The organism is Salirhabdus salicampi, from assembly GCF_024259515.1.
GTDB classification, from domain to species: domain Bacteria; phylum Bacillota; class Bacilli; order Bacillales; family Alkalibacillaceae; genus Salirhabdus_A; species Salirhabdus_A salicampi.
On the sequence record NZ_JANBWE010000001.1, the window covers coordinates 1,102,098 to 1,128,443 of the forward strand.

Here is a 26,346-nt window from a genome sequence, read left to right on the forward strand (position 1 = left end):
CATTGTATATTTAGTGGGAAAATTGAAAATTATCATTATCGAGGGCATTAATTAAACAAGATTATTAACGATGCTTGTTGGAGTTCTTAGGAATCGATGTTAAAATTAAACTTTCAGTTAATAAAACGAATTTAAAAGTAAGTAGGTGAAACAACATGATTGAAGTAAAAACATCTTCACTTAGTGATGGAGAATTAAATAGAGGGGTATTTGCTACATGTGATATCAAAAAAGGAGAGCTTTTACATAAAGCACCTGTTATTCCTTACCCCAACGACGAGCATCAATACATCGAGAAAACCATGCTCGCTGATTACGCTTTTGAATATGGAGAAAATCACTCTGCAATACTTCTCGGTTATGGAATGTTATTTAACCATTCTTATGAACCTAATGCAAGATATGAGATTGATTTTAATGATCACACATTTAATTTCTATGCTTACACAGATATAAAAACGGGTGATGAAGTACTCATCAATTATAACGGTAATGTTGATGACAAAGATCCACTGTGGTTTAATCAGGATTAATTTGTTTGTATAAATTTCTTAGATGCGTTTTTTACACTTATTATTTCTCCTATGTAGGACACATTCATAATATACCTATAGTAACGGGCTAACCTTCAAGAAGAGGTTAGCTTTATTTGTTGCGCAATAATATGGGGATTAAGGGGAAATTGTATCTACATAAAAATGAATGTCAAATGAACTAGATGAAAGTTATAAGATAAAAATCAACTTTCTTTTCCATCTATGTATATCTGCATGATTTACAGAAATATCCTGTTTCACCATCTATGATTTCTGATTTATATAATTTGAGCTATAAATCATATGAAATTTAACTAGAATCTATCAAAAACATTTTCAGGTAAGCGCAGCTTTTAACATTTAAATAGAATGTTGATACAGCAGTTCAATAGAGGTCATTCTAAACAACCAGGGGTAACTGTTACGTCCATATAACTTATATTTTGTCTTGGGAGTTATGTTCCTTAATATCAGAGAACATAACTTTTTTTATTATGTCTATTACTCTGGAATTGTAAACGAACTATTTAGGATGTAACTTAGCAATGAATTATGACAATAGGAGATACAAGGTTAACAACCGTTTTTAAAAAACACATACATTCTACACAATTATGAAATACAATAAAATTGATCGAAGTTGTCATAATACTCTAGTTGGAGGAAGACGATGTATCAGTTCTTTAGTGATATTAGTAATCTAATAAGCAATCCTTTTATAAACTTAGCTAACCAATGGGAGGGAATCCCACTACTTGCCGCCCTTTTCCTAGGGATTGTAGGTGCTGTAGCTCCCTGCCAATTCACTAGTAATATTGGCGCAATGACATTGTATGGAAATCGATCATTACAAAAAGACATACCATGGACTAATATTTGGCTATTTGTACTTGGAAAAGTTGTCGTTTTTTCCATATTGGGTTTGTTTGTATGGTTAATTGGCAGGGAATTCCACGCAAGCTTTACACAAATTATACCAATCATGCGAAAAGCAATAGGACCAATAATCGTTTTAATAGGTATCTTTATGGTAGGATTTATTCGTATGCGTTGGACTTTTAACATTTGGAAAATTCCAGAGCGATACCTATCAGGTAGTAAAGTAGGAAGTTTTATATTAGGGGTTAGTTTTACATTGGCGTTTTGTCCGACTATGTTTATTTTATTTTTTATGATGTTAATGCCGATTGTTCTTTCTACTTCTTATGGGGCTGTTCTACCACTGATCTTTGGCTTAGGGACATCCATCCCCTTTCTATCTGCGATTTTCCTTATTTGGTATTTTGATTTGGGTGGAAAGTTTATGAAGCAAAGTAAAAAGTTTGGGGAAATCGTCCATAAATTAGCTGGTTGGATATTAATTATTCTAGGGATCCTTGATACGATGACTTATTGGTAAAACACATTAGTTAAATAACAAGGCGGATGGACTGACTTATAAGATTAGATTATGGTGAAAATGAATAAAACATAGAAACTAATATACCTGGGAGTGAATCATGTAATTATGAAGAAATCATTATTTTTAAGTTTGATCCTATTTTTTATCCCGTTTAAAGTACAAGCACATGGTACAGAGGAAGAACATGCACAAGAGGTAGCAAACAACTATTGGGGTTACGGATTAATTGTTTCACTATTAATGCTCGTGATTTTTCTAGTCTTATTCTTGTTTACGAAACAAAAAGCAAAAAAAGTTAGTCTGAAACATAAAGCGAATCGTGAAAAACATAAATTATGGATGAAAAGGGCAAACACTTATAAATGGATGATGTACGGTTCTACTTTTATAACACTGCTGTTTCTAATTTTGACAAATGTTTTAAATAAACCTGGATATATAGCCAATGAATTAGACGGCATAACACCAAATGACGGTAGTGTTGACACAGAAGAGAATATTACATTTACACATATTCATGGGCTTGGTTATTCCAATGATGGAGAAGAGGTTTACGTTCCGGCCCATGATGGTTTAAGAGTTTATAAAAATGGTCAGTGGAAAATTCATTCAGTAGGTGAAAGACATGATTACATGGGTTTCTCTATGTTTAAGGATGGTTTTTACAGTAGTGGTCACCCTGCAGCACGATCAAAGCTCGCCAATCCATTAGGGATTATAAGAAGTACAGATATGGGTAAAAATATTGAAACTCTTGATTTATATAGAGAAGTCGATTTTCACGGAATGACGGTTGGATATGAAACAGAGGATATCTATGTCTTTAATCCATCCAAAAATTCACGGATGGACCAACCCGGATTTTATTATTCAACAGATCAGACAGAGACTTGGAATCAGGCCTCATTACAAGGAATGGAAGGACAAGCAACAGCTCTAGCAGCACATCCCACTGAATCTGGAATCGTGGCAATCGGTACAAATCAAGGATTATACTTATCACGGAATTATGGGAATCATTTTGAAAAGTTAACGATATCGGATGCAGTAACAGCAGTTTCGTTTGATTTTCAGAATCATATATTAGTTGGTACGGAAAAAGGACAGCTTATTCGTCTCAATGTTTCAACTAATAAAGGAAATAAACTAAATATCCCTGATTTATCAGGTGATGTTATTACTTATGTTCAACAAAACCCTAGTAATAGCGAGGAGTTTGTGTTCGCTACGAGGAATAAAAATATTTACGTTTCAATGGATAATGGTGAAACTTGGAAACAAAGTGTTGATGAAGGAGTAGCACTACAATAAATACAATCAAAAAGAGGGTTGTATATGAAACCGAAAATTTTAGTGGTTGATGATGAATGGAATATGCGTAATCTTATAAAAATTTATTTAATCAATGAATCGTTTGAGGTTGACGAGGCGAGTAATGGCGTTGATGCTGTTCGGATGGTTGAACAATCGCATTATGATGTAATTGTGTTAGATATTATGCTACCGGATATAGATGGTTGGGAGGTATGCTCAACAATTCGTAAAACAAGGGACATGCCTATTTTAATGCTTACGGCGAGAAACGACATAAAGGATAAGGTATTTGGCTTAGAAATCGGAGCTGATGATTACTTAACAAAGCCATTTGCACCTGAGGAGTTAGTTGCTCGGGTGAATGCCCTTCTTCGTCGTCATAAACGAAAAATAGAGGGAGAAGGCATCTTCCTTTTATTTGTAGGTGACCTCGCTATAAATAGTGAAAGTAGAGAAGTAAAACTAAACGAACATCAAATTGATTTAACTCCAAAAGAGTTTGATATTCTCTACCTCTTTGCCGCTAATCCTAACAGAGTTTTTACAAGAGAAATTTTATTAGATAGTGTATGGGTTTCCAATGAATTCCGCGATACAAGAGCTGTTGATACACATATAAAAAATATACGTGAGAAGCTTCGAAAGGCAGGGCTATCATTTAATCCGATAAAAACCGTTTGGGGAGTAGGATATAAATTGTTTAGGCCAGAGGATCAAGCATCCAATGAATAAAATTGTCATTAAACTTGGTGGAACGATTATGGCTCTTTTTTTCGTATTGTTACTACCGCTAGGATACGTTGCGAACCAAATTTTTACTAATTTTTATTATAACCAAGTTCAAAAAGATATCGGGGATCTTTCCGAAAAGTATGTTCGTAACACATCTTCCATTGCAGATGAATCCATTATTCGCATGTACATGAGTTTAGCGGAATTAACAAACAAAGAAATTGTTATTCTTGATGAAACCGGTGAGATTATTGCAAATTCAGGTACGCAGGTTGTAAATATATCCGAGGAAGATCTAGGTATATTATCGGAGGGGCTTCCGGTTCAAAAGAGGTTCCATGATTATGGCAAAGAAAATAGCTATCTTGCCTCTGGTTACCCAGTCATGAAATCAGATCAGTATGAAGGGGCTCTGTTTGTGTTAGCTTCTGTAAATGATATAGAAGAGCCTGTTAGAAAGATACGAGATTTACTCATCTTGTCCGCCGTTGGAGCAATGTTTTTAGCACTCGGATTCACTGTTGTCATTTCAAAAAAAATGGCTGATCCATTATTGGAGATGGAGAAAGCGACCCGTGAAATGTCGAAAGGGAATTTAGATGTACAAGTAAGAGTTCCATCTGATGATGAACTAGGTTCACTTGGCAAAGCAATAAACAATCTTGCTGTGGAAACAAATCGATATCGATCCAACCGAAGGGAGTTCTTTGCCAATATATCTCACGAGTTGCGTACACCCATTTCTTATTTACAAGGTTATGCAAAAGTATTAAAACAAGGATTATATCAATCTGAGGAAGAGAAGATTCTATACTTAAATATAATTGAGGAAGAAACTGAGCGATTGGTCCGATTAATTAATGATTTGTTTACCTTGTCAAAACTGGAAGAAGGAAAAATGGACCTCACATTAGAGAAAGTAAATCTTGGGGAGATAGCGGAAACAGCTGTATTTAAAGTGAGAACAGAAATGGAACTAAAAGGGTTATCAATAGAAACCAAAATAAATAAGGATATACCATGTGTAGAAGGGGATTCAATCCGACTTGAACAAATTATCGCCAACTTATTAGGGAATTCGATTCGATATACCGAAAGAGGTACTATCCGTGTTGGTGTATGGTGTGAAAAAAATAATATACATGTTGCGATTGAGGATACAGGGGTTGGGATCCCTAAAGATGATCTCCCATTTATTTTTGAACGTTTTCACCGTGTTGAAAAATCAAGGTCAAGAGAACGGGGAGGAACCGGGCTAGGGTTATCGATTGTAAAGAATTTAGTTGAAATACAGAACGGGACTATAACTGTAGAAAGTCAGATAGGGAAAGGAACAAGGTTTCAGTTACGTTTTCCAATAGTTGAGTAAGGGGTGCAGGAATGAAAAAGATAGAATGGTTAATCGTAATAATACTAATAACAATGGGTTTAGGTTGTCTCACTGTTTCGGCTACAACTATGTGGGAGGCGGAGTCAATTGGGACCTATTTTAAAACGTTCCTGCACCTATGCTTATGGATGGGCCTGCCAATCCTACTACTAGTTATCCTGTACTTCGTATTTTTAAAGAATAGAAAAAACAAATAGAAAGGAGGTAAAATGCAATGATGTCAATGATGAGTGGGGGTATGATGCTGAATATGATTATATGTATGCTTATACTTGGGTTTTTCATATATGGAATTGTATTATTGATTTTAAAGGCCTTTGAAAGGAAACAGGAAGATTCATCTATAAAGATTTTAAGGGAGAGGTTTGCGCGTGGTGAAATTGATGAACAGGAATTTGCGGAAAAAAAGTCTAAATTAGAAAAGTAATTTTTAAATCCTCACAAATTCAACAATTTTGTTGTCTATACTGAAAGTGTCCTAGTAAATAAGAGAAAGGAGAATTTGTAATGAAAATCAAAAAATTCCCGTTTGCGTTGTCATTTGCTACTGCCGCTCTATTAGTAGTAGGGACCACAGCATTTGCACATGAAGATTCGAATAGTGGAATGGATAATATGATGAATAGTAGTAACGGCAACGGAATGATGAACATGATGGAGAATGGCAATATGTCGAACATGATGGAAGCAATGAATTCACCAGAAGGACAAAAAATGCTGGATGCCTGTAATAAATTTATGGACACCTCTGAAAGGTGATAAAACGAAGTAAACTAATTCAATTTGGTATTTGTCACAGAACACAGTATACGTACACAACAAAACAAACAATAACAAAAGAGGACGCAACCGTTACTGATGGTTGCGTCTTTATAACTTTAATTCATTCTAGTTAACATAATATATATTAGAATGTGCGATTACTAGACTTATTGTTTCCTTCCTATAATTATCGGGACGGGATAGGGAATTATTAGGTGTGGCCTTGGGAGTTATGTTCAGCATCTGAAGGGAACATAACTTTATTTATTATGTCTATTTTTAAGGGAATTTAATACCGCATTTAAGAAATATTTCTATAAAGTAATACTGCACCTTTAATAAGAAACGGGTTTTAATAAAGGTTGTGAACTTATACTAACGGAGCAGTAATGTGGAATAAGAAAGTCGTCATTCTTTAATACGTAGTAGACTTATACTGCGTAGTAAATAATTTCAATGCTAAAAATCTCTAAGTATAATGGGTTTATCAGTTTTTAAAAAAAGTGGCAACATAAATTGAAAAATAAGAGACAAATTAGGTTCACACAAAAGACCACCAAAATTGGTAGTCCATGAATCTATGTATTTTATCTTATACTATATTAGTTTTTGATAATTTCTTTTAAATTTCTTTTATCTTTTACTTACCTTAAAATAAACTTCATTAGGGTCTGTGTAATCTCTACCACTCATTTCTAAAACATTAGCACCCTCAGCAAAATTTAATGCTGCCTCTTCTGCTGCCCACCTAGCGTCTTCATATGAATCAAACTCTTCGACTTCTTCCAATAATGAATCGTCAAATTTGCCTCTCATTTCAACAACATATTTTTTCTTCTTATCAAAAATTCCCACTTCAAACCCTCCATAAATAAAATTGGTTTATCCATAATATCATACCACACGTTTTAGTCATTTAATGTGAAAACTGATTTAACATAGTAATGGACAGTTACCAATAAAGGAGATAGGGAGGGTGCTTAAGTTTTAGGCTTTACCGCTTTGCGGATAACCCAGAAAGTAAGCTTTTGTAAATTGTGGGTCAAAACAACAGATGAGGAATCCACTTTAAAGGAAGTAATCGACTACGTTAGGCACGAGGAACCATATCACAAGAAGGAAAATGAAGAATTCAATTTTAAGCAGTCGGTATTATTCAAAAAAAGTTTATAAATTAAACTTTGATTGTTGGACAGTACAACGATACTGACGAAAAATTACGAAGACGATCACCTTTATTAAGTGATCGTCCTTATGACACTGTTTTTTTCTTAAAGGCTCTGTTAAAGTTTAATGTAGATATTAGTTATAAAAACGGAACTTCCATAAATTTGGAAGTTCCGTTTTGTGATATTGGCTTGTTAAACTAACGCCCCCGTTCGTAATATAAGGTTAGCCAGATATTTAAAGAGTATCCTTTATTTTCTGGTTGACCTTTTTTTATATGGTCTTATTATAACGGTGGTCGGGTAGAACGTCGCCCTGTGGGACTCGATCCCGTTAGCTAAACTGTTCACCCCCTACTTGTATAAACATGTTTCAGGCTGGTTGGGACAGTAGATCCCGTTTAACAAGCGAACCTATGATATTACAAGAAGCCTTTAGGGGATACCGACTAATTTATTATTCTAGGAGGAGATATTCTATGAATCCAGTCGTTGGTCTGGATGTTTCAAAAGGGGAAAGTCAGGTCCAAGCTTTTTTAGATAAAGGTAAACCATATCGTAAAAGCTTTAGTATTAATCATGATGTTGAAGGATTAGGAAACTTACTAGTATTCCTTCAAGAAGTTGAAAAGGCAGCTAATGGCAATCTACCTTCGGTAGTTCTGGAGTCCACTGGTCACTATCATAATCCTGTTGTTCAGTTTTTGGAGGAACAAAAGTATGTTTATATAATTGTTAATCCTCTAATTTCACATCGTGCTAAAAGTTCAAGTTTGCGCAAGGTGAAAACAGATGCGGTGGATGCCTATCACCTTTGTGAGTTGTTTTATAAAGAAGAATTAGAACCTTATAAAAAGCGAGGTATTCAGCTATTAAACCTTCGCAATCTTACTAGACAACAGGAGAGTATTGCAGAAATATTCGCAAAAACTAAGTTGCAGCTGCACTCTTTGGTGGATCAGGTATTCCCAGAATATAGAGGTGTATTTGGTAGTTTATATTCTAAGGTTTCGTTGATTACTTTACTTGAATTCCCAACATCTGAAGCTGTATTAAGTGTGAGTGAAAGAGAACTAACAGAAAAGATAGCTTCATTATGTAAGAGTCGTTCCGACCTATGGGCAAAGGAAAAAGCACAGAAACTAAGAGAAGCAGCCCACCGTACGTAATCCATTTAAGAAAAACTTATACGAGAGTCATATCTTTAAGGTGTTGGTAACGATTGTTCTTCAATATCAAGAGCATCTATCTAGGATTGCAGATGAAATAGATGCCCTCGCTAATGACATTGAAGAATATCATATACTCCAGTCTATCCCTGGTATTGGAGAAAAAAAATCGCCGCCACGATTATTTCTGAAGTTGGAGAGATAGATCGGTTCAATGATGCCAAAAAACTTGTTGCATTCGCTGGAGTAGATCCAAGTGTATACTCATCTGGTAAGTTTACAGCATCGGTTAATCGTATCACTAAACGAGGATCAAATAGGTTTCGTCATGCCTTATATATGGCTGTTCAAAGTGGTATTCGAGATTCCCGCAAAAAGAAAACAACAGATGAAATCATGGCACGCAATAAAAGATTAAGAGAGTTTTACGATAAAAAGCGTGAAGAAGGTAAACCCTTTAGAGTAGCTGTTATTGCATGTGTAAATAAGCTCTTACATTGGATTTACGCCCTACTAAAAAGCAGGACTACTTTCCAAGATATAGCCTAAAATCTATATCTAACTAAATACAACAAAACCTTCCAATTACATCAAAGAGGAAGGTCCCAAGTAGAATTAATTTCTTTCGTTTGGTTAAAAATAACAAACCCCAATCCTAGAAGATGTCCAGTAATGAGAATCGCTGTAACCAATGGGCTTCCGTTAATAATTTCCGAGTACATCACTATCTAACCTAGTTTGATTATCACTTAAGAGTGAACGATTTGGATAATAAGCGGTAAAGAAAAGTTCATTATAGAGAAATAATTTTCGGAACGTTTGAATTGTTTCGCATTGGAATCCTTCTCTGTTAAAGTAGTCATGATACCCTTCCTCGTTTTGGATAAAGAATCCATTATCAAATTTATCCATGTACCAGTTGATAATTTTACTTTTCTCAAAGAAGCAAGGCTCAATTGCTATTATTTGTCCACCCAGTTTTAATTTTTGTTGAAACTGTTTTACATAACTTCTAATTTTATTAGGAGGAATATGATGTAATACAGCAATAATCAAAATTACATCAATTGAATTATTTTTAACGTTTATTTCATCGTTTTCGAATAAATTAAAATCGTATTCAGGAAAATTTTTTTTTGCGAAATGTATCCTTTTCTCATCCGGATCAATTCCTACATATTTTCGGGTTTACAAAGTGTACAGTTCACACCTGTTCCTGCTCCAAAATCTAGTACATTTTTATCGTGTAAGTCCAGGTGCTTTTGAATTCTGTTATGCACATACATCCGATTAATCCATTTAGGTCGAATTAATCGATGGTATATTGTTGGAGAAAGATCCAATTTAATCAACTTCCTTTTTCTTTACATGTCATTTCATTTTCACGACAATTTAGAACATCCATAACTTCCCCTACTTTATATAAATAAAACCGATGGAATTTAACTAAAATTTGGTGTGTGAACCATGTATTATTCTTAATTGTTTACAAATACTGATGTTAGATTTATGAAAAAAGGGGGTAAATCCTTGGTAATTGAGAAGATAGATGCAACTAATGATTATTATGATAAGGTGATTGGTTTAAAAGGAATGGCAGAACTAAAGAATAAGCACTGGACTTATCAAGCAACAACAATTAAGAAAAGAAGTAACTCGCCCTTAAAGCAATTAAAAGACCAAGTTATTGTTATTACGGGGGCATCTAGTGGCGTTGGGCTGGTTACTGCAAGAATGGCAGCTTCTAAAGGCGCTAAGGTCGTATTGGCTGCTAGAAATGAAGAGGCACTAAAACAAATCACAGAAGAACTGATAGAAAAAGGGTATCCAGCAACCTATGTACAAGCGGATGTTGGATGTGAAGAGGATGTCGAAAACATTGCTCAAAAGGCAATAGAGCAATTTGGACACTTTGATACATGGGTAAATAATGCTGGTGTTACGATCTATGGCTATGCGATGGATGTAAGTATTGAAGACATGAAGCGAATGCATGATACCAACTATTGGGGTGTCGTTTATGGGAGCAGAGTTGCTGTAAAGCACTTTAAAGAAAGAGGAGTCAAAGGTGCTTTAATCAATGTTGGTAGTCTTTTCGGCGATCGAGGAACAATCATTCAATCCACCTATGCCCCTTCCAAATTTGCTGTGCATGGATGGACAGAAAGTCTAAGAATGGAATTAGAAAAAGAAAATGTCCCTGTCTCCGTTACGTTGATCCATCCTGGAAGAATCGATACACCGTATAATGAGCATGCCACCAGTTATTTAAACGAGCACCCGGTACATAAAGGGATGATTTATCCACCAGAAGCTGTTGCAGAAGCCATTCTATTCGCTGCGGAACACCCAAAAAGAGATATGTACGTAGGCTCGCAAGCTAAACTTCTAGAACTGATGGGCACACTTCTTCCACGACTCACTGATCGACTCATTGAATTTTTGATGCCACCTACTCAGTACGCAAACAGACCAGCTTTGAATAGAAATAGTGCCTTATACCAAGCTGGTTACGGATTACATGAACGGGGAACGAATACCGGCTGGATTCGTTCAGAGAGTCTTTATGTGAAAGCTAGTAAACATCCGATCCTTTCTACCCTGGCAGTTATTGGATTAGGGGCGTTAGCATTAGCAGCAACTAAGCGAAGATCATGAATCATTACGATAACACAAAGGAGAGAACGAAAATATGGTAACGAATCAATCGCTTCCGCATGATGACAGTTTAGATAATAGTCTAGCGTTATTAAGAGAAGGCTATCTATTTATCGAGAATCGAGTGAAACGATATGAATCAGATATTTTTGAAGCTCGTGTACTAGGCAAAAATGCTATTTGTATGAGAGGGGAAGAAGCTGCAAAAGTTTTTTATGATCCAGAAAAGTTCCAACGAAAAGGAGCGGCTCCAAAACGCGTACAGGAAACGTTGTTTGGAAAAAATGGTATTCAAACGATGGATGGGGAAGCACATCTACATCGGAAATTACTTTTTATGTCCTTATTAACTCCGCCTAACCAACAACAGCTTGCTAAGCTTACTCGTGAGCATTGGGAATCTGCCTTAGAAAGATGGGAGAATGCGGAAAGGATTGTACTTTTTGAGGAAGCGAAGAATATCCTAACTAATGTCGTATGCCAGTGGGCTGGGGTTCCTCTAGCTGAGTCAGAAATAACGGACCGTGCCAATGACTTTATTTCGATGATTTATGCCTTTGGAAAAGTTGGACCAGAACATTGGCAAGGTAGAAGAGCACGTAATCGAGCAGAAGCTTGGATTAGAGGAGTCATCGATAACGTACGCACTGGAAAATTACAATCGAAAAAAGGGACAGCCCTTTATGAAATGGCATTTTTTAAACAACCCGATGGTACACAATTGGATACCCAAACGGCGGCAGTCGAACTCATTAACGTGTTACGACCAATTGTGGCGAATGCAACGTTTATTACATTCGCTGCCTTAGCGCTTTATCAATATAGAGATGAGAAAGAAAAACTTGAGACTGGTACCAATGACGATATGGAAAGGTTTATTCACGAAGTACGACGTTTTTATCCTTTTGGCCCATTTGTAGGTGCTAAGGTCCGAAATGATTTTACTTGGAAAAACTTTCAATTTAAAAAAGGAACAATTGTATTTTTAGATATGTATGGTACAAACCGTGATCCAAGGTTATGGAAAAAACCTAACGAGTTTAACCCAAATCGGTTCAAAGATTGGAATGGTAGCCTTTATAATTTTATTCCACAGGGTGGGGGTGACCCTGCTAAAGGGCATCGTTGTCCTGGAGAAGGTGTTACGCTCGAGGTAATGAAATCAACGTTAGAGTTTCTAGTTAAAAGAATTAATTACGACATCCCGAACCAAGACTTAAACTATAGCTTAGATGAAATGCCAACCCTACCCAAAAGTGGATTTGAAATGAGCAATATCAAACGGAGATAGGCACATGGGGACGGTTCTTTGCAGCACATAAAAGTGAATCTGTTGACTTAATTTATTTAGATCCTGTAACTGGTATGTTATTTACAACAAGTAATATTCGATAATTCTTATTACAAAACGGAGTGTAATAATACAAAGTCCTTTGCTGCGCATTACAACCATACTGTTCAATAGAAGATGGATATTCTAAAACAGTACATGCTTTGAATAAAAGATAAAAATTTTTTACTAAATAAAAAAGATTCCAATTCTCCCTTTGGAATCCTTTTTTTATTGGAGGAATTTCACTCTAATTGTCGAAGTTTGTTTTAAAATGGGGCAAATTTAGTTCATATAACATGGATTATGTATCATTAACATAATAGTCCATGTCAGTAGGATAACGAAACGATAATAAATTATATGTCACAACAAAATGAACAATAACAAAAGGGGACGCAACCATAAGTAACGGTTGCGCCCTTATAACTTTAATTTTAGTTTACATAATATATATTAGAATTTGCGTTTACTAGACTTATGGTTTCCTTCCTATCATTATAGGGACGGGATAGGACATTATCAGGTGTGTCCTTGGGAGTTATGTTCAGCGTGTGAAGGGAACATAACTTTTTCTATTATTGCCAACAAATACTGAAACTAAACCCTTTCGAAATGATAAAGATTGTTTGGCCAAGAGTCCGTTTGTCTTCGATTCACATTGCTAATATTTCCTTTCAATCGTATTATATATATGATGTGTTACGTAAATGTTTATCGCAGACTTATCGTCGAAGCAGCCATAGCCATTTACACAACTAAATCTAAGATAACGAGAAATTCTTCCAGAACAATTAGGGATGTATTAGCAAAAACTAAGGCTTCTTTGATGATGGAAAGATTGAAGGTGACACCTGAGCAAGAGGAAATCGTTGACCAAAAATTAAGGGGTGAAATCTCTCAAGAGGAGTTCACCCAATAAATGATCGACTTAGCTAAAAAAAGAAACACGATTCATAACCCCGACTACTTACACAAGAAAAAGTGTCTATAGAGTTGTCATGCTCATGGGATGGCTGTTGAAAGGACTGCGAAATATTTATACAACAAATAACAGCTACTTTAAAAGGCTTCCTTCTTCACGCTTTTTATCATAAAATTAACGCATTCTTCTGTTATGAGTGATGATTTCATCATTTATTTTCTTCTTGCGTTAATCACGAATTGTACAACTGCCATGTATAAGGCATGCCGAAAATTTGTTTTACCAACAACAAAATTCCCCCTACTGTTTTTCTGAGCGAAAATAAACAAAACCCCTGGAGAAAAAATTCCAGGGATTAAAAGGATTGAGATTTAATTCGAGTTTGAGCTCTTATTATTGTTATCATTTTTATCTAGTATTATTGATGAGGAATCTTCATAATTAACTGTAGCTGCTATACTCACATCCTTAAAAATATGAACTATTTCTTTTTGTTCATTTACAATATTTAAATCATAACCGCTATTATTACTTAAAATACTTTCTATATTGTATGTGGACTTCGAAGGCAAACTTTGTTTAAAAGTCACATAATAATCTAAACGATTGTTCTCATCCATTGTAGGACCTTTAACCAAATCAGAGTGCTCACTACCTGTGATATTTTGAATCTTATCAGGATATTCAATAAAGAAATAGTAATCAGTTTTCTTTAACAGTTCGTATAAATGAGTGTTAATAATAAAATCTAGTTTAATTATTAATTCGTTTGTTTCTTTATCAATCGATGTTAAAAATGATTGAATAACAAAGTTGGGCGGGATAAATTGTTCTACTAAGGTAATTGGTCTTTTTTTACTTTCATAATTGATTTCCTCGTCAAAATCTTCATTTGTTTCTTTCGAATAACTAGAATTATGAGGATTGCAAGAGACAAGGATTATTGCTAATAACAAAATTATTTTAGTTAAAACTATTGTTTTTTTCATAGTAACTAATTATAGCTCCTGTTTATCAGACCAACTTTGGAATGTCCAATTACCATCCACGCTCTTAGAACTAGTATAACATCTAGAGTCAGTATATGTTTCTGTTCCACTAGCCTTTACCCATTCGCTACCAGCTCTTAGTCGATACGTAGAATAGGCTGGAACACTCCAAGTAATGCTTAAAGTTTCTGATGTTGTTACTCCCCATCCCACTTGGGTATCTACACCAGCCGAAGCAACCATTCCATCTAAAGATACTGACACAGTTGTACTTGCATCAGCTGATTCGGTTACACTAACCGAATACGTAACTGAATCAGTTGTAGGGGAATTATTAGTATGCTCGTGTTGAAATTCAACTTCCTTATAAGCGTAATCGTCTAAATGAGAGTATGTATAGCCCTCATTACAAGCCTGATAAAACAAAGTTTCACTTTCAACTGCCGAAACATTGTTTCCAAGAGTTGTTACAGACAAACATAAGCTTAAAAATACAATTAGTGCTGATCTTTTTAAAGATTTAATAGATTTGATAATAATAACCTCCTCGATATATTTTACAATTTCTTCAATTATATTTACATAATGGTAAACGGCTTTCAATAGATAGCAAAGAAAACACTACTAATTTACCAGGAGTAAAAGTAGATTAAATTAATAAATTGATTTATCAATAAATCATAATGTTATCTACTAGTTTTTAAAATTTTTGATTTGGATTTTTAGTTACATTTCACTAGCCTTTTTTATTGTTTATCGCCTTTCATTTTCATAATATGGTAATCGGTTGCCCAAGTCATTGAACGACTTTTACACAGTCTATGGATTGTCTCAATAATTATCTCTTCACTCGTTTTCAAAATATCTTCAGAAGAAGGAAACCTTTGAAGAGTTAAGAGTGAAACCACTGAATATAAATCCCCAAAAACCCCTTTATATTCAGGAAATACTTGTTCCAACACTGCCTGAAATTGAAGTTTTGTTTGCATCGCAACTCCAGTGATATTCTCATGTTGTCTCGTGAGATTACGGAGGTTTAAAAGCTGGACCCCACGTTTTTTATGAGGCTCTAATTCTTCTTTGTAGAACAACTCACAGAGAAGGTATGCATCAATGGCATCCGTTTTAACTTTCCTCAAACTCGAACTCCTAGCTTTGTATGAAATTAAAGGATTGATGATAATTAATAGATAACCACGTTCCTCCAGATAATGAACAACAGGCGTTTGATAATGTCCAGTTGACTCTAATATGACTGGGGGCTTTTGACCAGACTCTTTCTTTACATCCTCAAGAAAATCTATTAGTAAATTAAGTCCCTCAAGTGTATGAGAGACTTTGAAACTCTTCCGAAACACTTTTCCCTTGTCCAAGAAACCTTGAACTTGGCTTTCCCCTTTTGAAATATCCAGACCAACGACTGGATTCATCTCTATCTCCTCCTATAACTTTGAAAATTGCCAGTAACCCCTAATGCCTAATGTAGTATCACAGCTTCGCTTGTTATACGGGATCTAGGTCCCAACCAGCCTCAAACATGTTTCTACAAGTAGGGGGCGAACGGTTTAGTTGACGGGATCAATGTCCCACGGGCAGTTACGTTCTATCCTGGCTACTGATATAATAAGACCATATAAAAAAAGGTCAACCAGAAATATTTAGCATTTTGGCTAACCTTATAATACGAACGGGCAGGTTAGTTTAATTAGGAAGGACTACGAGTGATTACAAGGAGGTACATTTAATGGACTATCTATTACTTATTGTTGCTATTTTTCTTTTGTTATTTGCCTTAAGAAAAGTCTCTATGATTAAATATTCTAAAAAGCATTCAGCTTTAAAAGAGGCTAAACAAAACGTAGTTTCGCTGTTATGGGGCGTTTTGATAATTTTAGCCATGGGATTTATTCCCTATCAAGTTTGGGTACTAACTGGAAGTTCTCATTATTGGGATGGAGTATACATTGTAGGTGGAACTGCTCTTTTAACAATAGCTGTTAGTTTTATTTTTTTTATAAAAGTGCGGTTAAATTCAACTAACGGTGGCTTTAGTTTAAGAAGTAGTTCGCTTTTTTTATTGAGCTAACGGGGCAGGATAGCTTAATAAAGTAAATCTAATAAGGTGTTATGTTTATGAAAAAAAGGTTAAAAAAGAAACAAAAAAATAAGAATGAGAAAGAAATCTTCGAACCACGCTACTTTCAATTAAGCAAAGGTAATGAAAGCATCTATATAAGGCGTGAAACAGTAGAAGGAATTCTTTCTGATGAAGCAAGGAATAATCCAGACCATATTACTTATTTGATGGCACAAGATATATGGGATTTATATGGAAGAGATTATAATACTACTCATATTTCTGAAGAGGAATACAATAAAAAGGCGAAATGAATTTTTTATTGCGTTAGCGGGTGGCAAGAGTTCAATAAGGGTGTTTTTTTATGGAGGACAAACCAGTGATAATTAAAGCAGAGATAATTACGCATCCATATTCAGGAGAATACAAAGAAAAGGTTTATGATATTTCAAGTCCGTGGAACTCTCAAGATTGGACTTGGATAAAATTCACAAATAATGATTTAACTGAATGGTGTGGGAATTTTCGAGGCTTTCCACGAGGAGTTGCAACAACAAAAAAGAATAAATGTGTTCTTGTTCTTACTTCGGATTATTTATTTAAACTTGATTGTTTCAATGGAGAATTAACTGAATATTAGTCCCAGCCTCAATATCAAAGCTTAATATTAAGCCCTTCAGGCGATTTTGTAATTGCTGATTATTATGAAATTGCAATTATAAAATCAACTTTAGCTGAAAAGAAATATTTAGATAGTCCAATAAAAATGGATAGAATTAAGTTTAATGGTTGGTTCGACAATAAATTATAAAATGTGATGAATTTCTAAACTGGAATAATCACGTCGAGTTAGAACTTGATGGCGATACATATGAAATCACAATTAAAGACTCTTAAAAATAGAAACATTACTTATTTAAGTAAAGGGGCAGGATAGTTGAAGAAGTAAAATGAAGAGGTGATATAACAATGATAAATAAACAGATACTCTTTGTTACCTTCTTAATACTTTTGTTAATAGGTTGCTCACAAAATAAAGAAGAGTATCTAATAGAAGGAACTATTATGTCAATTAACGAAAAAAGTGGAGACATCGAAGTAGAAGGACCTATGACTGTAATAAAATCAGCAACTTCACAAGATGTAGTTGGTAACAAAACAGAATCAATGCCACATCCTATTCGGATATCAAACCCAGAAGATTATAATGTAGGACAGGAAGTAAAAGTGTCAGTAATCAATAATTACGATGAAGACGTTTGGGATTTAGATAGGCTGAAATTTGAAATTGAAATCATCAACTAACGGGGGCTTTCCTACAAGAAGGAAAAGCTTCTTTTTTTGTTGAAATTAAAGTAATAATCTAATATTTTGGAGAGGGATAGAATGAAAAAGTGCGTCTTTGTTTTTAGCTTTTTAATGATCGTTTCTATGTGTTTCTCATATTATCAATGGACTAGTTATAAAACCATTCAATCTAACCAAAACAAAGCTTTAGCTCAAACAATGAAAAGTGTACATGGGCAACTAAATCATATTTATAACTTAAATAACCACTTCCTAACGAATAATAAGTATGATGTGGAGTCGGATTCAGTTGGTCGTGTTTTTACTCTAAAAAGATTTATAGTTCCATTGCAATATCTTGACCCTAGCCATCAAAAAGATTGGCAAACTATTGAAAATGCTATAAGTGTTTCCATTAACCTATATGATAACATCTTTGCTGGTAGTGCCCCCTTAACACAACAACAAGAAAAGTTCTTACTAGATATGAATAAATTAATAAAAGGTATAGAAAAGTCAATACCGACAGTAATTCATTTAACAGGAAGTGAGTTAAATAAAATTAATAGCGAGTCCTTAGAGAAAGCAGTTAGGGAAGCTATATCTTTCAGAGAGAAATGGAAAGACCGTTACTGATTATAATTTTTAAAATTACTACATCTGTGAATTGAGCCAATAATGGATTGACACTTTTTGTTTGAACTTATTGAACTAAAGAGGCAGGTTAGTTAAGAACGGCTAGTTAAGAAAAGGGTGGCAGAATGACAAGAATAGGACTAATTAGGCACGGAATAACTGAATGGAATTCCTTGGGTAAGGCTCAAGGTGTAAGTGATATTCCTTTAAATGAAACTGGCAGAAAGCAAGCCTCTGACATTGGTGATAGGCTTCTTCTTGAAGAACGGTGGGATATACTCATTACGAGTGACTTATCAAGGGCAATTGAAACCGCGAATATTATTGGTAGTAAAATTGGATTGCCCATTAGTCATATTGATAAAAGGGTACGAGAAATAAATTGTGGAGAAATTGAAGGGACTACGGAAGAACAAAGGATCAAAAAGTGGGGTAGTGAGTGGCGTAATATAGAACTTGGAATGGAAAAGTTTGAAGATGTATCTAATAGAGGTGTAGATTTCTTGAATGATATTGCTTGCACAAATGAAGGGAAACGAATATTGGTAGTCAGCCACGGTGCTTTAATTGGATTGACCTTACAAAAGTTACTCCCTCAGAAATTCCCGCAAACCTATATTGATAATACTTCAATTACTATTTTAAATAAAAAAGAAGATAAATGGAAGTGTGCTTTATATAACTGTACTCGACATTTGAATTGAAATATTATATAAAACCAACGGATCCTTTAGCTAAAGGAGTTGCAACACTCCTTTCTTTTAAAGCCATTGGACACAGTTGTTAAACAAAACGAGGTGATATAAATGAATTGTGGAAGTGTATTCCATCAAATAGAAGTAGCTGTTAATACAATAATTCAAATTATCGAAGATTTAGAAGAAAAAGATCTACAAAAAAGACCTACTCCCAACAAACATTCAATTGGAGAGATATTAGAGCATTTAGCAATAATCTGTGAAGCAGATTGGCGTATTTCCAATGAAGTATCGGAAGAAGAAATGGCAGATTTCTATTCGGGAGTATCGTATAAAACTTTGGATTCAATAAAAAATGGTTTACTTACAAATTTTAGTTCATTAAAAAGTAATTATAAGAATATGTCCGACGAAGAACTTATGTCGGAAACTACTTCGTATTGGGGTTTGACTTACACAAGATACGAATGGCTGTTAGAGGTTTTAGCTCACGTTTATCATCATAGAGGACAATTACACGCTATGCTTGTTCATTGTTATGAAAAAGACCCTAACATCTTAATGTTTGAATAATTCTTCTTCAACAAACGGGTGCAAAAGTTAAACAAGAGATCATCAAATCGATGGTCTTTATTTTTATGAAAAAATGATTGGAATATTATGTTAATATAGATTATAAGGATCTCGTGCTAACGAAGCAGGTTAGTTTAATAAGCAAATAAATCAGAAGGGAGTAATATATGGTTATTTTAATAAGTGCTGTAAGTGGTACTGGTAAAACCTTGATGGCTCAAAAGTTACTAGACAAATATCATATTTCTTATCTTTCTATAGACCATTTAAAAATGGGCTTGTACAGAGGAGATAAAAATTGTGGATTTACACCACTAGATAGTAACGAAGTCATTGGAGATAAACTCTGGCCAATATTAAAAGGGATCATTATGACAAATATCGAGAATGAACAACATATCATTATTGAAGGATGCTATATATTGCCTCATTATATGAAGGGCTTTGACATCAATTATTCAGATAAAATCATTCCAGTATTTTTAGGTTTTTCGACGAATTATATTCAAGAAAACTACGAAACAAAAATAGTGAAACATAGGAATGCTATTGAACTCCGTAATTGGCCCGAAGAAATAACGATAAAAGAACTAATCAAGGAACATAAAGAATTTAAAACAAAATGTTTACAAGCAGGTGTTAGGTATTTTGAAATTGAAAACGACTATGACAAAGAAATATTGAATGTTTATGACTATATAGAGGCTGAAAAAAGGAGAATTAAACCTTTATAAATTGGGGTTCTCAATTATAGTTATTGAAGTAACGGGGGCGTTCGTATTATAAGGTTAACCAGATTTTACTGGTTGACCTTTTTTATATAGGACCTATTATATCAGTAGCCAGGGTAGGACGAACGGGTGCGTGGGACCATTGATCCCGTCAACTAAACTGTCCACCCCCTACTCATAGAAACATGTTTGAGGCTGGTTGAGACAATGATCTCGAATAACAAGCGAAGCTATGATACTAGGAGATGGATTTAGGGGCACTGGTAAGTAAACAGGAGAGGACGCGATAGATATGAATCCAGTAATTGGTCTGGATGTTTCAAAAGGGGAAAGTGAAGTACAAGCCTTTTTAGATAAGAGAAAACCTTATAAAAGAAGCTTTAGTGTGTTGCACAATAATGAGGGTTTAGAAAGATTACTTGTTTTTTTGATAGAAGTGGAGGATGAAACTGGGGTTAAACCAACAGTGATATTCGAATCAACGGGACATTATCACACATCAATTGTTCAGTTCTTGGAGGAGAATGATTATCTCTACATTATGGTCAATCCGTTACTCTCTTATCAAGCAAAAAAATCTAGTTTACGTAAAGTGAAAACCGATGCGATAGATGCTTATAACTTATGTGAGCTTTACTATAAAGAAGAATTGGAGCCATATAAACAAAGAGGTATTAAACTTCTAAACTTACGAAATCTCTCAAGACAGCACGAAACAGTAACAGGTATTTATGTACAAACCAAACTACAATTCCAAGCCATTTTAGATCAGGTATTTCCTAAGTATAGAGGGGTTTTTGGAGATTTATATTCAAAGGTTTCACTAAACACGTTATTGGCATTTAGTACATCGAAAGATGTTTTGAAGGCTGGGGAAAAACGACTTACTGATAAAATTGCAAGTGAATGTGTAACTAGGTCAGAGCATTGGGCAAAGGATAGAGCCCATAAGTTGGTCGAAGCAGCTCATCGTAATCCATTTAACAACATATTATACCAGAGCCATTTGATTAGCCTTCAAATGTATATTCAGATGCTTCTTCAGTACCAAGAGCATCTTTCAAAACTAGATGACCAAATAGATGCCCTGGCAGAAGAAATAGAAGAATATAAGATTATCCAATCGATCCCTGGAGTAGGAGGAAAAATCGCTGCAACGATAATTTCCGAAATCGGAGAGATCGAACGGTTTAATCACCCTAAAAAACTTGTTGCCTTCTCTGGTATTGATCCGAGTGTTCATTCGTCTGGTAAGTTTACAGCATCGATTAATCGGATAAGCAAGAGAGGATCAAGTCGATTGCGTCATGCCTTGTATATGGCAGCACTCTGTGGCATTCGTAGTTCTCGTAATAAAAAGCTAAGAGAGTTTTATGATCGCAAAAGAGCAGAAGGTAAGCCATTTAAAGTAGCTATGATTGCTTGTACTAATAAGCTTGTTCATTGGATTTATATACTTTTGAAACGCAAAGAGACATTCCTAGATTTAGCTTAATCCACAGTAAAATACAAGAAATGAAAAACCTTCCAAAATGTATTTGGAGGGTTATTTGGCATGTCCTAGAATAGTATAACATGGAGAAATATAATTTTTTATAGAAAATTATTGACTCCTATTAGCTGGTTTAATACAAGAAAGGTTAAAGCCTTTGTTCGATGAAGTAATTTTACTAACAAAGCAGGATAGTTGAATAAGAATCAGTGTTAAAATAAACGTAAACTCTACGTTAAGAAGTGTGGGGATTGTATAACGGTGGATGGGCAACAGCTCTTGACTTGGAAGGTAATCAACTTATACCTTTCTTCCCTAAAAAAGAATTTGCAGCAAGTTGTGCAAAGAATGAATGGGAAGGATATAAACCAGAAGTGATTGATTTAACCGAGTTTATAAATGATTGGCTATCTGGAATGAGTAAGGATGGAATAAAGCCTTCCATTTTTCCAAATGACGATAATACTGTTGTGTTAAATATTGACGTACTTCTATCGGATTTAGAAAACGAACTTGAAAATTATTAAAGTAAACAGGGGATTACAGTTAAAAGGGGAATGCATATGCCTATTCCAGAAATAACCTTGGAAGTGATAGAGATATCGCTGACGAAAAAGATGAAATATATATAGGTTATTTATATTCTATTGATAATATAAACACTTTTATTCAGTTTATATAAATGAAAATAAAGTTGCTGTGTGTAACATAAAGAAAATTGAAAATTGGAAGTGATTTAATCTTCCACTACCGGGGGCGTTAACCAAAGAAGGGTTAATGCTTTCTTTGTTGAAGTTTTTGTAGCAATTAGTTCAATAAAAGGTAAGATTAAAATATTAGTAATTTAGCACAACGAATAGGGGATGGGGGAAAAATTGTTTGAGGTTGAAATCAAAGATGTTTTTAAGATTACAGGTAGAGGGTTTATTTTAGCAGGAGAAGTAATTAAAAAAGATTCTGATATTAAAATTGGAGAGTTTTTAAAATTAAAGAATGATAATGAGCTAAAAATACCTGTTACGTCTATTGCGATGCCAAACCACAAGGTTGAAGAGAGTCAGTTACAACAAATAGATATATTAGCTGACATACCAGAAGATTTGGCAGAATCATTGAGAGGGAAACATCTGTATAAAAGTTGAATTTAGGCAACGTGCTATACATATCCTTGGGTGAAATTGTAGGCTTATGGTGAAAAAAGAGGATTGCCGCTGCGATCCATTTTTTCTTGAACTAAAGGGCAGAATAGTTGAATAAACAATAATTAGATCAACAGAAAAAAATAGAGCTTGGGAGGTCTTAAATAGTGACAAATAACGAAACTATCTTCGAAGCCAATCGCTTAGTTGAAATAATTAAATTGCAATATCCAAACTTTGTTGGTAAAACAGCAAGCGAAAGTGATATAGAGAGATTAGAAAGAAAATTGAATGTAAAATTACCCAAATGGTACATCGAACTTTATACAACAGTTCCTTTAATTGGTGCAGAGTTTGGAATTCAAGAAGATGAGCCAATTGAGGATTATGATGGTGTTTCTCATATGATGTGGGGGAGTGTGGACGATTTAATTGAAGAAAATATCGAATACGAACCTGGAACATCAGCATTAAAAGACGGATACGTTATATAGCCAGTTGCTCTCACGGAAGTGGAGACCCCATATTTATCAGACTGAACTCTGATGAGCCAGGAGTATATCGTATATATCACGATGATTTCACAAAATCTCAATTAGCAGAAAACCTAGTTTCATTGTTTAAAAATGCAAAAATTTAACGCAAAAACTGCTGTTGCTTATTGAGCTAATGGGGTGCGATGCTTGAAGAAGAAGTATTGAAACGATAATGTTCAGCGTGTGGAGGGAACATAACTTTATTTATTATTGTCAACAAATTATAAAACTAAACCCCTTTCGAAATGATAAAGATTGTTTTGTAAAGATTCCGTTTGTCTTCGGTTCATACAGCTAATATTTCCTTTCAATCGTACATAGGTATAGGTAATAATGGATAAGAAAGGAAATTTCTGAATGTACGCCTTTATTAAAAATATTTATGTTGGTTTAATACTTCTTTTCACTTCTTTGAATAGATAGTTATGCATTTGATTTATAACATCACATGTTTTTATCCTTGTTATTTCTATTATTTTAAAATTTTAGTTAATAATTTCAATTTCAATTATGCAATGCTCATTAAGTTACGGCATATACACGGTAAATATTGGGGCCATTTTCGTCCACATCGATAAATACTTAGAACCCGCAATACACCGTAGGGATCGACGGAAAGTTGAAGAACGGAGAAAATTAAAGTAAAAAGAGATAATTGCACTATATAAGAGTTAATCTTTGATCAATAATGTCAAAAAACAATTGATAATGATTGTGGTAAATGTTACCATTACTCATAAAATCAACATCTTTAGGGGTTTATATCTTACCTATAAGGTAGGTGTGGTGGGAATACCTATTATGAAAGAGGATGGAGAATTTGTTCGATTTGGTGAACGAATTAGTCTAAAGGATGTGGAGCTAACAGGCTACTATTTAATACATGAATACTGTTATAACGAGATTATCTTAGTAAATTGGACGGGAAATCATGTAACAGTGCAAGATGACTTGGTTTACAACGAATTCGTTAGACCTTCTTTTCCGGAATTTTAATGTGGGGTGGGGAGATGAATAAAAACTTTTTAGGTGTTGTTATTGTCGGAATTTTAATTCTATTTGGTATAGGTATCTATTCAAATTCAATTCCTAAAAACGGCGATACTATTAAGGTAAAAGAGGAAACACTCGGGGCTATATCAGAAAGAACACATTATGATTTTGCTCAAGACGCATTAGATAAGGATTTTCACATCCAACAACTTTTACTTACGAAGTATATAGATGAAGGAAGATTTGTCGTCCTACTAAAAGGAGACACAGTAGTAATTGAAGACTGGGACTTTGATAGTCGTTATGACTTAGATATAGCAAAAGTGTATTCGGATTACCACAATGAAACCTTACTGGTACCGAAAGAAGACTTACGTTGAGGGTATAAAAATTCCCATGTTTCTTTCTATATTAGTGACTTATATATTTTATAATAGGTATATATGAGGGAAACGAAATGGGTTTTGACGCATGGAAATTCTTAGCGTTCTTTGGTGTGCAAAAGGTGTAGAACAGGCACGAAGGGAAATTATATTATGCTCATAATATCAACAACTTTGGTAAATGATACCATCACTAGTGAAATGAATAGGTTTTGGGGTTACATATCTTACCTATAAGGGATACTCTACTTAAATTTAAATACCCACTGTGTTATAGAGACTCTATTCCATAGTGGGTGTTTTTAATTCACTAAACACCTGAAGGATATAATTTAAGTTTTTTTACAATAGCGAGTGATGTACGGACAATGCTTACTTAAGTTAAAAAAGTGATTAGCATAAAGATTACTTCTCATTTTTGGTTGTAAAACAAACAATAAAAGATGAGTAAGGTTGACCATTTCGGCAAACGTAGTTTCTGACTAATCCCTATAGATATTTAATAAATGAGTAGATGAAGCTATTAATATCGAGGGATATTATTATTTACCGAACAATACACTTAATTGGACTGATCACGATTTGTATGAAAGGAAGCTGTAAAGGAAATAGAATTAACGCATATTAATGAAAACTATTTTGATATTACGAATGAGGTATACCGATTAATAGAATTTTAATGTAATATTCTAAAAAAGTTGCAACATATAGCAAAACAAATATATGGAATCATAAAGAAGCATTGGACTTTATATTTGAAAATAAACGTGATCGGATGAGTGAATTATTGCCTATGTGGAAAATGTAATTAAATCAAAAGGGTACATAGTGAAGACTTCTAATCAAAGGAAGAGCTAGATCTTTAATTAAAGATTTAAACGCTGTCACACCTAATACTGGCAGAAGGTGGAGAGGGTCCGGAACCCTTGCGAAGACTATTGATAATAATATTTTCACAATAATATTATACAGATTAAATAAATTTCTTTAAGTGTTTTACTCAATCACTCAATCGGGTTCTTTACTTGAAGTAGCTATAGAGAAGTGAAATTGCGACAATTTACAAGACTAAAGATCTTTAGTTAAATAAAAGAAATTAATAGAAAAATTGAACTCTAATAATATTTAATAGTTCAACAAGGTCGTTCCCTTGATACATAATTTCTTAAGAATTAGTAACGTATTTATGTAAAAAGTAATGTAATTTAACGCAATATGAATTTACACGAGTATCGGAAGTTAAAGAAGTTATCCATGGCCCTTATACTGCATACAAGAATAAACTGTAGAGTTTATCATAGAGATTTCTAAGGGGAATAGGGAAGGTATTCATTATTTTTACATAAATACCACTAATCAACTTGTGAAATTTGAACCGTGGGATGGAAGAATAGTAATTAGGTTATTCTATGCTGATAATAATTATAA

General features: G+C 34.2%; 27 protein-coding genes and 2 pseudogenes. 24 read left to right on the plus strand and 5 right to left on the minus strand.

Features of this window, described 5'->3' with window-relative positions:
* Positions 1-155 precede the first annotated feature (155 nt).
* The 7 genes from NLW78_RS05795 to NLW78_RS05825 all read left to right on the plus strand — a co-directional run bounded on the left by NLW78_RS05795 (position 156) and on the right by NLW78_RS05825 (position 6,133).
* Positions 156-533, plus strand: a complete 378-nt coding sequence (locus tag NLW78_RS05795; RefSeq protein ID WP_254496025.1) for an SET domain-containing protein — start codon at positions 156-158, stop codon at positions 531-533.
* Between the two features lie 673 nt (positions 534-1,206).
* On the plus strand, positions 1,207-1,935 hold the full coding sequence (locus NLW78_RS05800) for an urease accessory protein UreH domain-containing protein (protein WP_254496026.1): 729 nt from the start codon (positions 1,207-1,209) through the stop codon (positions 1,933-1,935).
* Between the two features lie 108 nt (positions 1,936-2,043).
* Positions 2,044-3,249 (plus strand): F510_1955 family glycosylhydrolase, encoded by a 1,206-nt coding sequence (locus NLW78_RS05805; RefSeq protein WP_254496027.1) that lies wholly within the window; start codon positions 2,044-2,046, stop codon positions 3,247-3,249.
* Between the two features lie 24 nt (positions 3,250-3,273).
* A complete protein-coding gene (locus tag NLW78_RS05810) occupies positions 3,274-3,984 on the plus strand; it encodes a response regulator transcription factor (protein ID WP_254496028.1) in 711 nt (236 codons plus the stop codon).
* A complete protein-coding gene (locus NLW78_RS05815; protein ID WP_254496029.1) occupies positions 3,977-5,353 on the plus strand; it encodes a sensor histidine kinase in 1,377 nt (458 codons plus the stop codon). The genes NLW78_RS05810 and NLW78_RS05815 overlap by 8 nt, the downstream gene beginning before the upstream one ends.
* A 235-nt stretch (positions 5,354-5,588) precedes the next feature.
* A complete protein-coding gene (locus NLW78_RS05820) occupies positions 5,589-5,801 on the plus strand; it encodes an SHOCT domain-containing protein (protein ID WP_254496030.1) in 213 nt (70 codons plus the stop codon).
* 80 nt (positions 5,802-5,881) lie between these two features.
* Positions 5,882-6,133 carry a hypothetical protein gene (locus tag NLW78_RS05825; RefSeq protein ID WP_254496031.1) on the plus strand — a complete coding sequence of 84 codons (252 nt, stop codon included), beginning with the start codon at positions 5,882-5,884 and terminating at the stop codon, positions 6,131-6,133.
* A 636-nt stretch (positions 6,134-6,769) separates the two neighbouring features.
* Here NLW78_RS05825 and NLW78_RS05830 read toward each other — a convergent pair.
* Positions 6,770-6,991 carry a hypothetical protein gene (locus NLW78_RS05830; RefSeq protein ID WP_254496032.1) on the minus strand — a complete coding sequence of 74 codons (222 nt, stop codon included), beginning with the start codon at positions 6,989-6,991 and terminating at the stop codon, positions 6,770-6,772.
* 790 nt (positions 6,992-7,781) lie between these two features.
* Here NLW78_RS05830 and NLW78_RS05835 point away from each other — a divergent pair.
* Positions 7,782-9,020 (plus strand): annotated as a pseudogene (locus NLW78_RS05835) (IS110 family RNA-guided transposase).
* Between the two features lie 153 nt (positions 9,021-9,173).
* Here the strand turns inward: NLW78_RS05835 and NLW78_RS05840 are convergent.
* Positions 9,174-9,641, minus strand: coding sequence for a methyltransferase domain-containing protein (locus NLW78_RS05840; RefSeq protein ID WP_367617658.1), 468 nt, complete (start codon positions 9,639-9,641; stop codon positions 9,174-9,176).
* Positions 9,642-10,001: 360 nt separating this feature from the next.
* Between NLW78_RS05840 and NLW78_RS05845 the strand changes: the two genes are divergently transcribed.
* Positions 10,002-11,129, plus strand: coding sequence for an SDR family oxidoreductase (locus NLW78_RS05845; RefSeq protein WP_254496033.1), 1,128 nt, complete (start codon positions 10,002-10,004; stop codon positions 11,127-11,129).
* 34 nt (positions 11,130-11,163) lie between these two features.
* On the plus strand, positions 11,164-12,420 hold the full coding sequence (gene cypC, locus NLW78_RS05850) for a CYP152 family fatty-acid peroxygenase CypC (protein ID WP_254496034.1): 1,257 nt from the start codon (positions 11,164-11,166) through the stop codon (positions 12,418-12,420).
* A 1,335-nt stretch (positions 12,421-13,755) separates the two neighbouring features.
* Here cypC and NLW78_RS05855 read toward each other — a convergent pair.
* From NLW78_RS05855 to NLW78_RS05865, 3 genes and pseudogenes are all read right to left on the minus strand, one after another.
* Complete coding sequence (locus NLW78_RS05855) at positions 13,756-14,373, minus strand: hypothetical protein (protein ID WP_254496035.1); 618 nt, start codon at positions 14,371-14,373, stop codon at positions 13,756-13,758.
* Positions 14,374-14,382: 9 nt separating this feature from the next.
* Entirely contained in the window at positions 14,383-14,850 is a 468-nt protein-coding gene (locus tag NLW78_RS05860) for a hypothetical protein (RefSeq protein WP_254496036.1), read from the minus strand.
* Between the two features lie 305 nt (positions 14,851-15,155).
* Positions 15,156-15,803 (minus strand): annotated as a pseudogene (locus NLW78_RS05865) (IS110 family transposase); the annotation flags it as partial.
* Positions 15,804-16,117: 314 nt separating this feature from the next.
* Here NLW78_RS05865 and NLW78_RS05870 point away from each other — a divergent pair.
* From NLW78_RS05870 to NLW78_RS05935, 14 genes are all read left to right on the plus strand, one after another.
* Positions 16,118-16,459 carry a hypothetical protein gene (locus NLW78_RS05870; RefSeq protein ID WP_254496037.1) on the plus strand — a complete coding sequence of 114 codons (342 nt, stop codon included), beginning with the start codon at positions 16,118-16,120 and terminating at the stop codon, positions 16,457-16,459.
* A gap of 47 nt (positions 16,460-16,506) precedes the next feature.
* Complete coding sequence (locus NLW78_RS05875; RefSeq protein WP_254496038.1) at positions 16,507-16,764, plus strand: hypothetical protein; 258 nt, start codon at positions 16,507-16,509, stop codon at positions 16,762-16,764.
* 65 nt (positions 16,765-16,829) lie between these two features.
* Positions 16,830-17,090 (plus strand): hypothetical protein, encoded by a 261-nt coding sequence (locus NLW78_RS05880; protein ID WP_254496039.1) that lies wholly within the window; start codon positions 16,830-16,832, stop codon positions 17,088-17,090.
* 425 nt (positions 17,091-17,515) lie between these two features.
* Entirely contained in the window at positions 17,516-17,755 is a 240-nt protein-coding gene (locus NLW78_RS05885; RefSeq protein WP_254496040.1) for a hypothetical protein, read from the plus strand.
* Positions 17,756-17,836: 81 nt separating this feature from the next.
* Complete coding sequence (locus NLW78_RS05890) at positions 17,837-18,373, plus strand: hypothetical protein (RefSeq protein WP_254496041.1); 537 nt, start codon at positions 17,837-17,839, stop codon at positions 18,371-18,373.
* 125 nt (positions 18,374-18,498) lie between these two features.
* Complete coding sequence (locus NLW78_RS05895) at positions 18,499-19,077, plus strand: histidine phosphatase family protein (protein ID WP_254496042.1); 579 nt, start codon at positions 18,499-18,501, stop codon at positions 19,075-19,077.
* A gap of 102 nt (positions 19,078-19,179) precedes the next feature.
* Positions 19,180-19,644, plus strand: coding sequence for a DinB family protein (locus tag NLW78_RS05900; protein ID WP_254496043.1), 465 nt, complete (start codon positions 19,180-19,182; stop codon positions 19,642-19,644).
* Between the two features lie 167 nt (positions 19,645-19,811).
* Positions 19,812-20,378: a P-loop nucleotide/nucleoside kinase family protein gene (locus NLW78_RS05905; protein WP_254496044.1), complete on the plus strand. Its 567-nt coding sequence runs from the start codon at positions 19,812-19,814 to the stop codon at positions 20,376-20,378.
* Positions 20,379-20,667: 289 nt separating this feature from the next.
* The gene (locus tag NLW78_RS05910; RefSeq protein ID WP_254496045.1) at positions 20,668-21,870 is read left to right on the plus strand and encodes an IS110 family RNA-guided transposase; all 1,203 of its coding nucleotides are present in this window, start codon (positions 20,668-20,670) and stop codon (positions 21,868-21,870) included.
* A 248-nt stretch (positions 21,871-22,118) separates the two neighbouring features.
* A complete protein-coding gene (locus tag NLW78_RS05915) occupies positions 22,119-22,394 on the plus strand; it encodes a DUF2750 domain-containing protein (RefSeq protein ID WP_254496046.1) in 276 nt (91 codons plus the stop codon).
* Between the two features lie 348 nt (positions 22,395-22,742).
* A complete protein-coding gene (locus NLW78_RS05920) occupies positions 22,743-23,009 on the plus strand; it encodes a hypothetical protein (RefSeq protein ID WP_254496047.1) in 267 nt (88 codons plus the stop codon).
* Between the two features lie 164 nt (positions 23,010-23,173).
* A complete protein-coding gene (locus NLW78_RS05925) occupies positions 23,174-23,500 on the plus strand; it encodes an SMI1/KNR4 family protein (RefSeq protein ID WP_254496048.1) in 327 nt (108 codons plus the stop codon).
* 843 nt (positions 23,501-24,343) lie between these two features.
* Positions 24,344-24,538: a hypothetical protein gene (locus NLW78_RS05930; protein ID WP_254496049.1), complete on the plus strand. Its 195-nt coding sequence runs from the start codon at positions 24,344-24,346 to the stop codon at positions 24,536-24,538.
* Between the two features lie 14 nt (positions 24,539-24,552).
* Positions 24,553-24,915: a hypothetical protein gene (locus NLW78_RS05935; protein ID WP_254496050.1), complete on the plus strand. Its 363-nt coding sequence runs from the start codon at positions 24,553-24,555 to the stop codon at positions 24,913-24,915.
* The last annotated feature ends 1,431 nt before the right edge of the window (positions 24,916-26,346 follow it).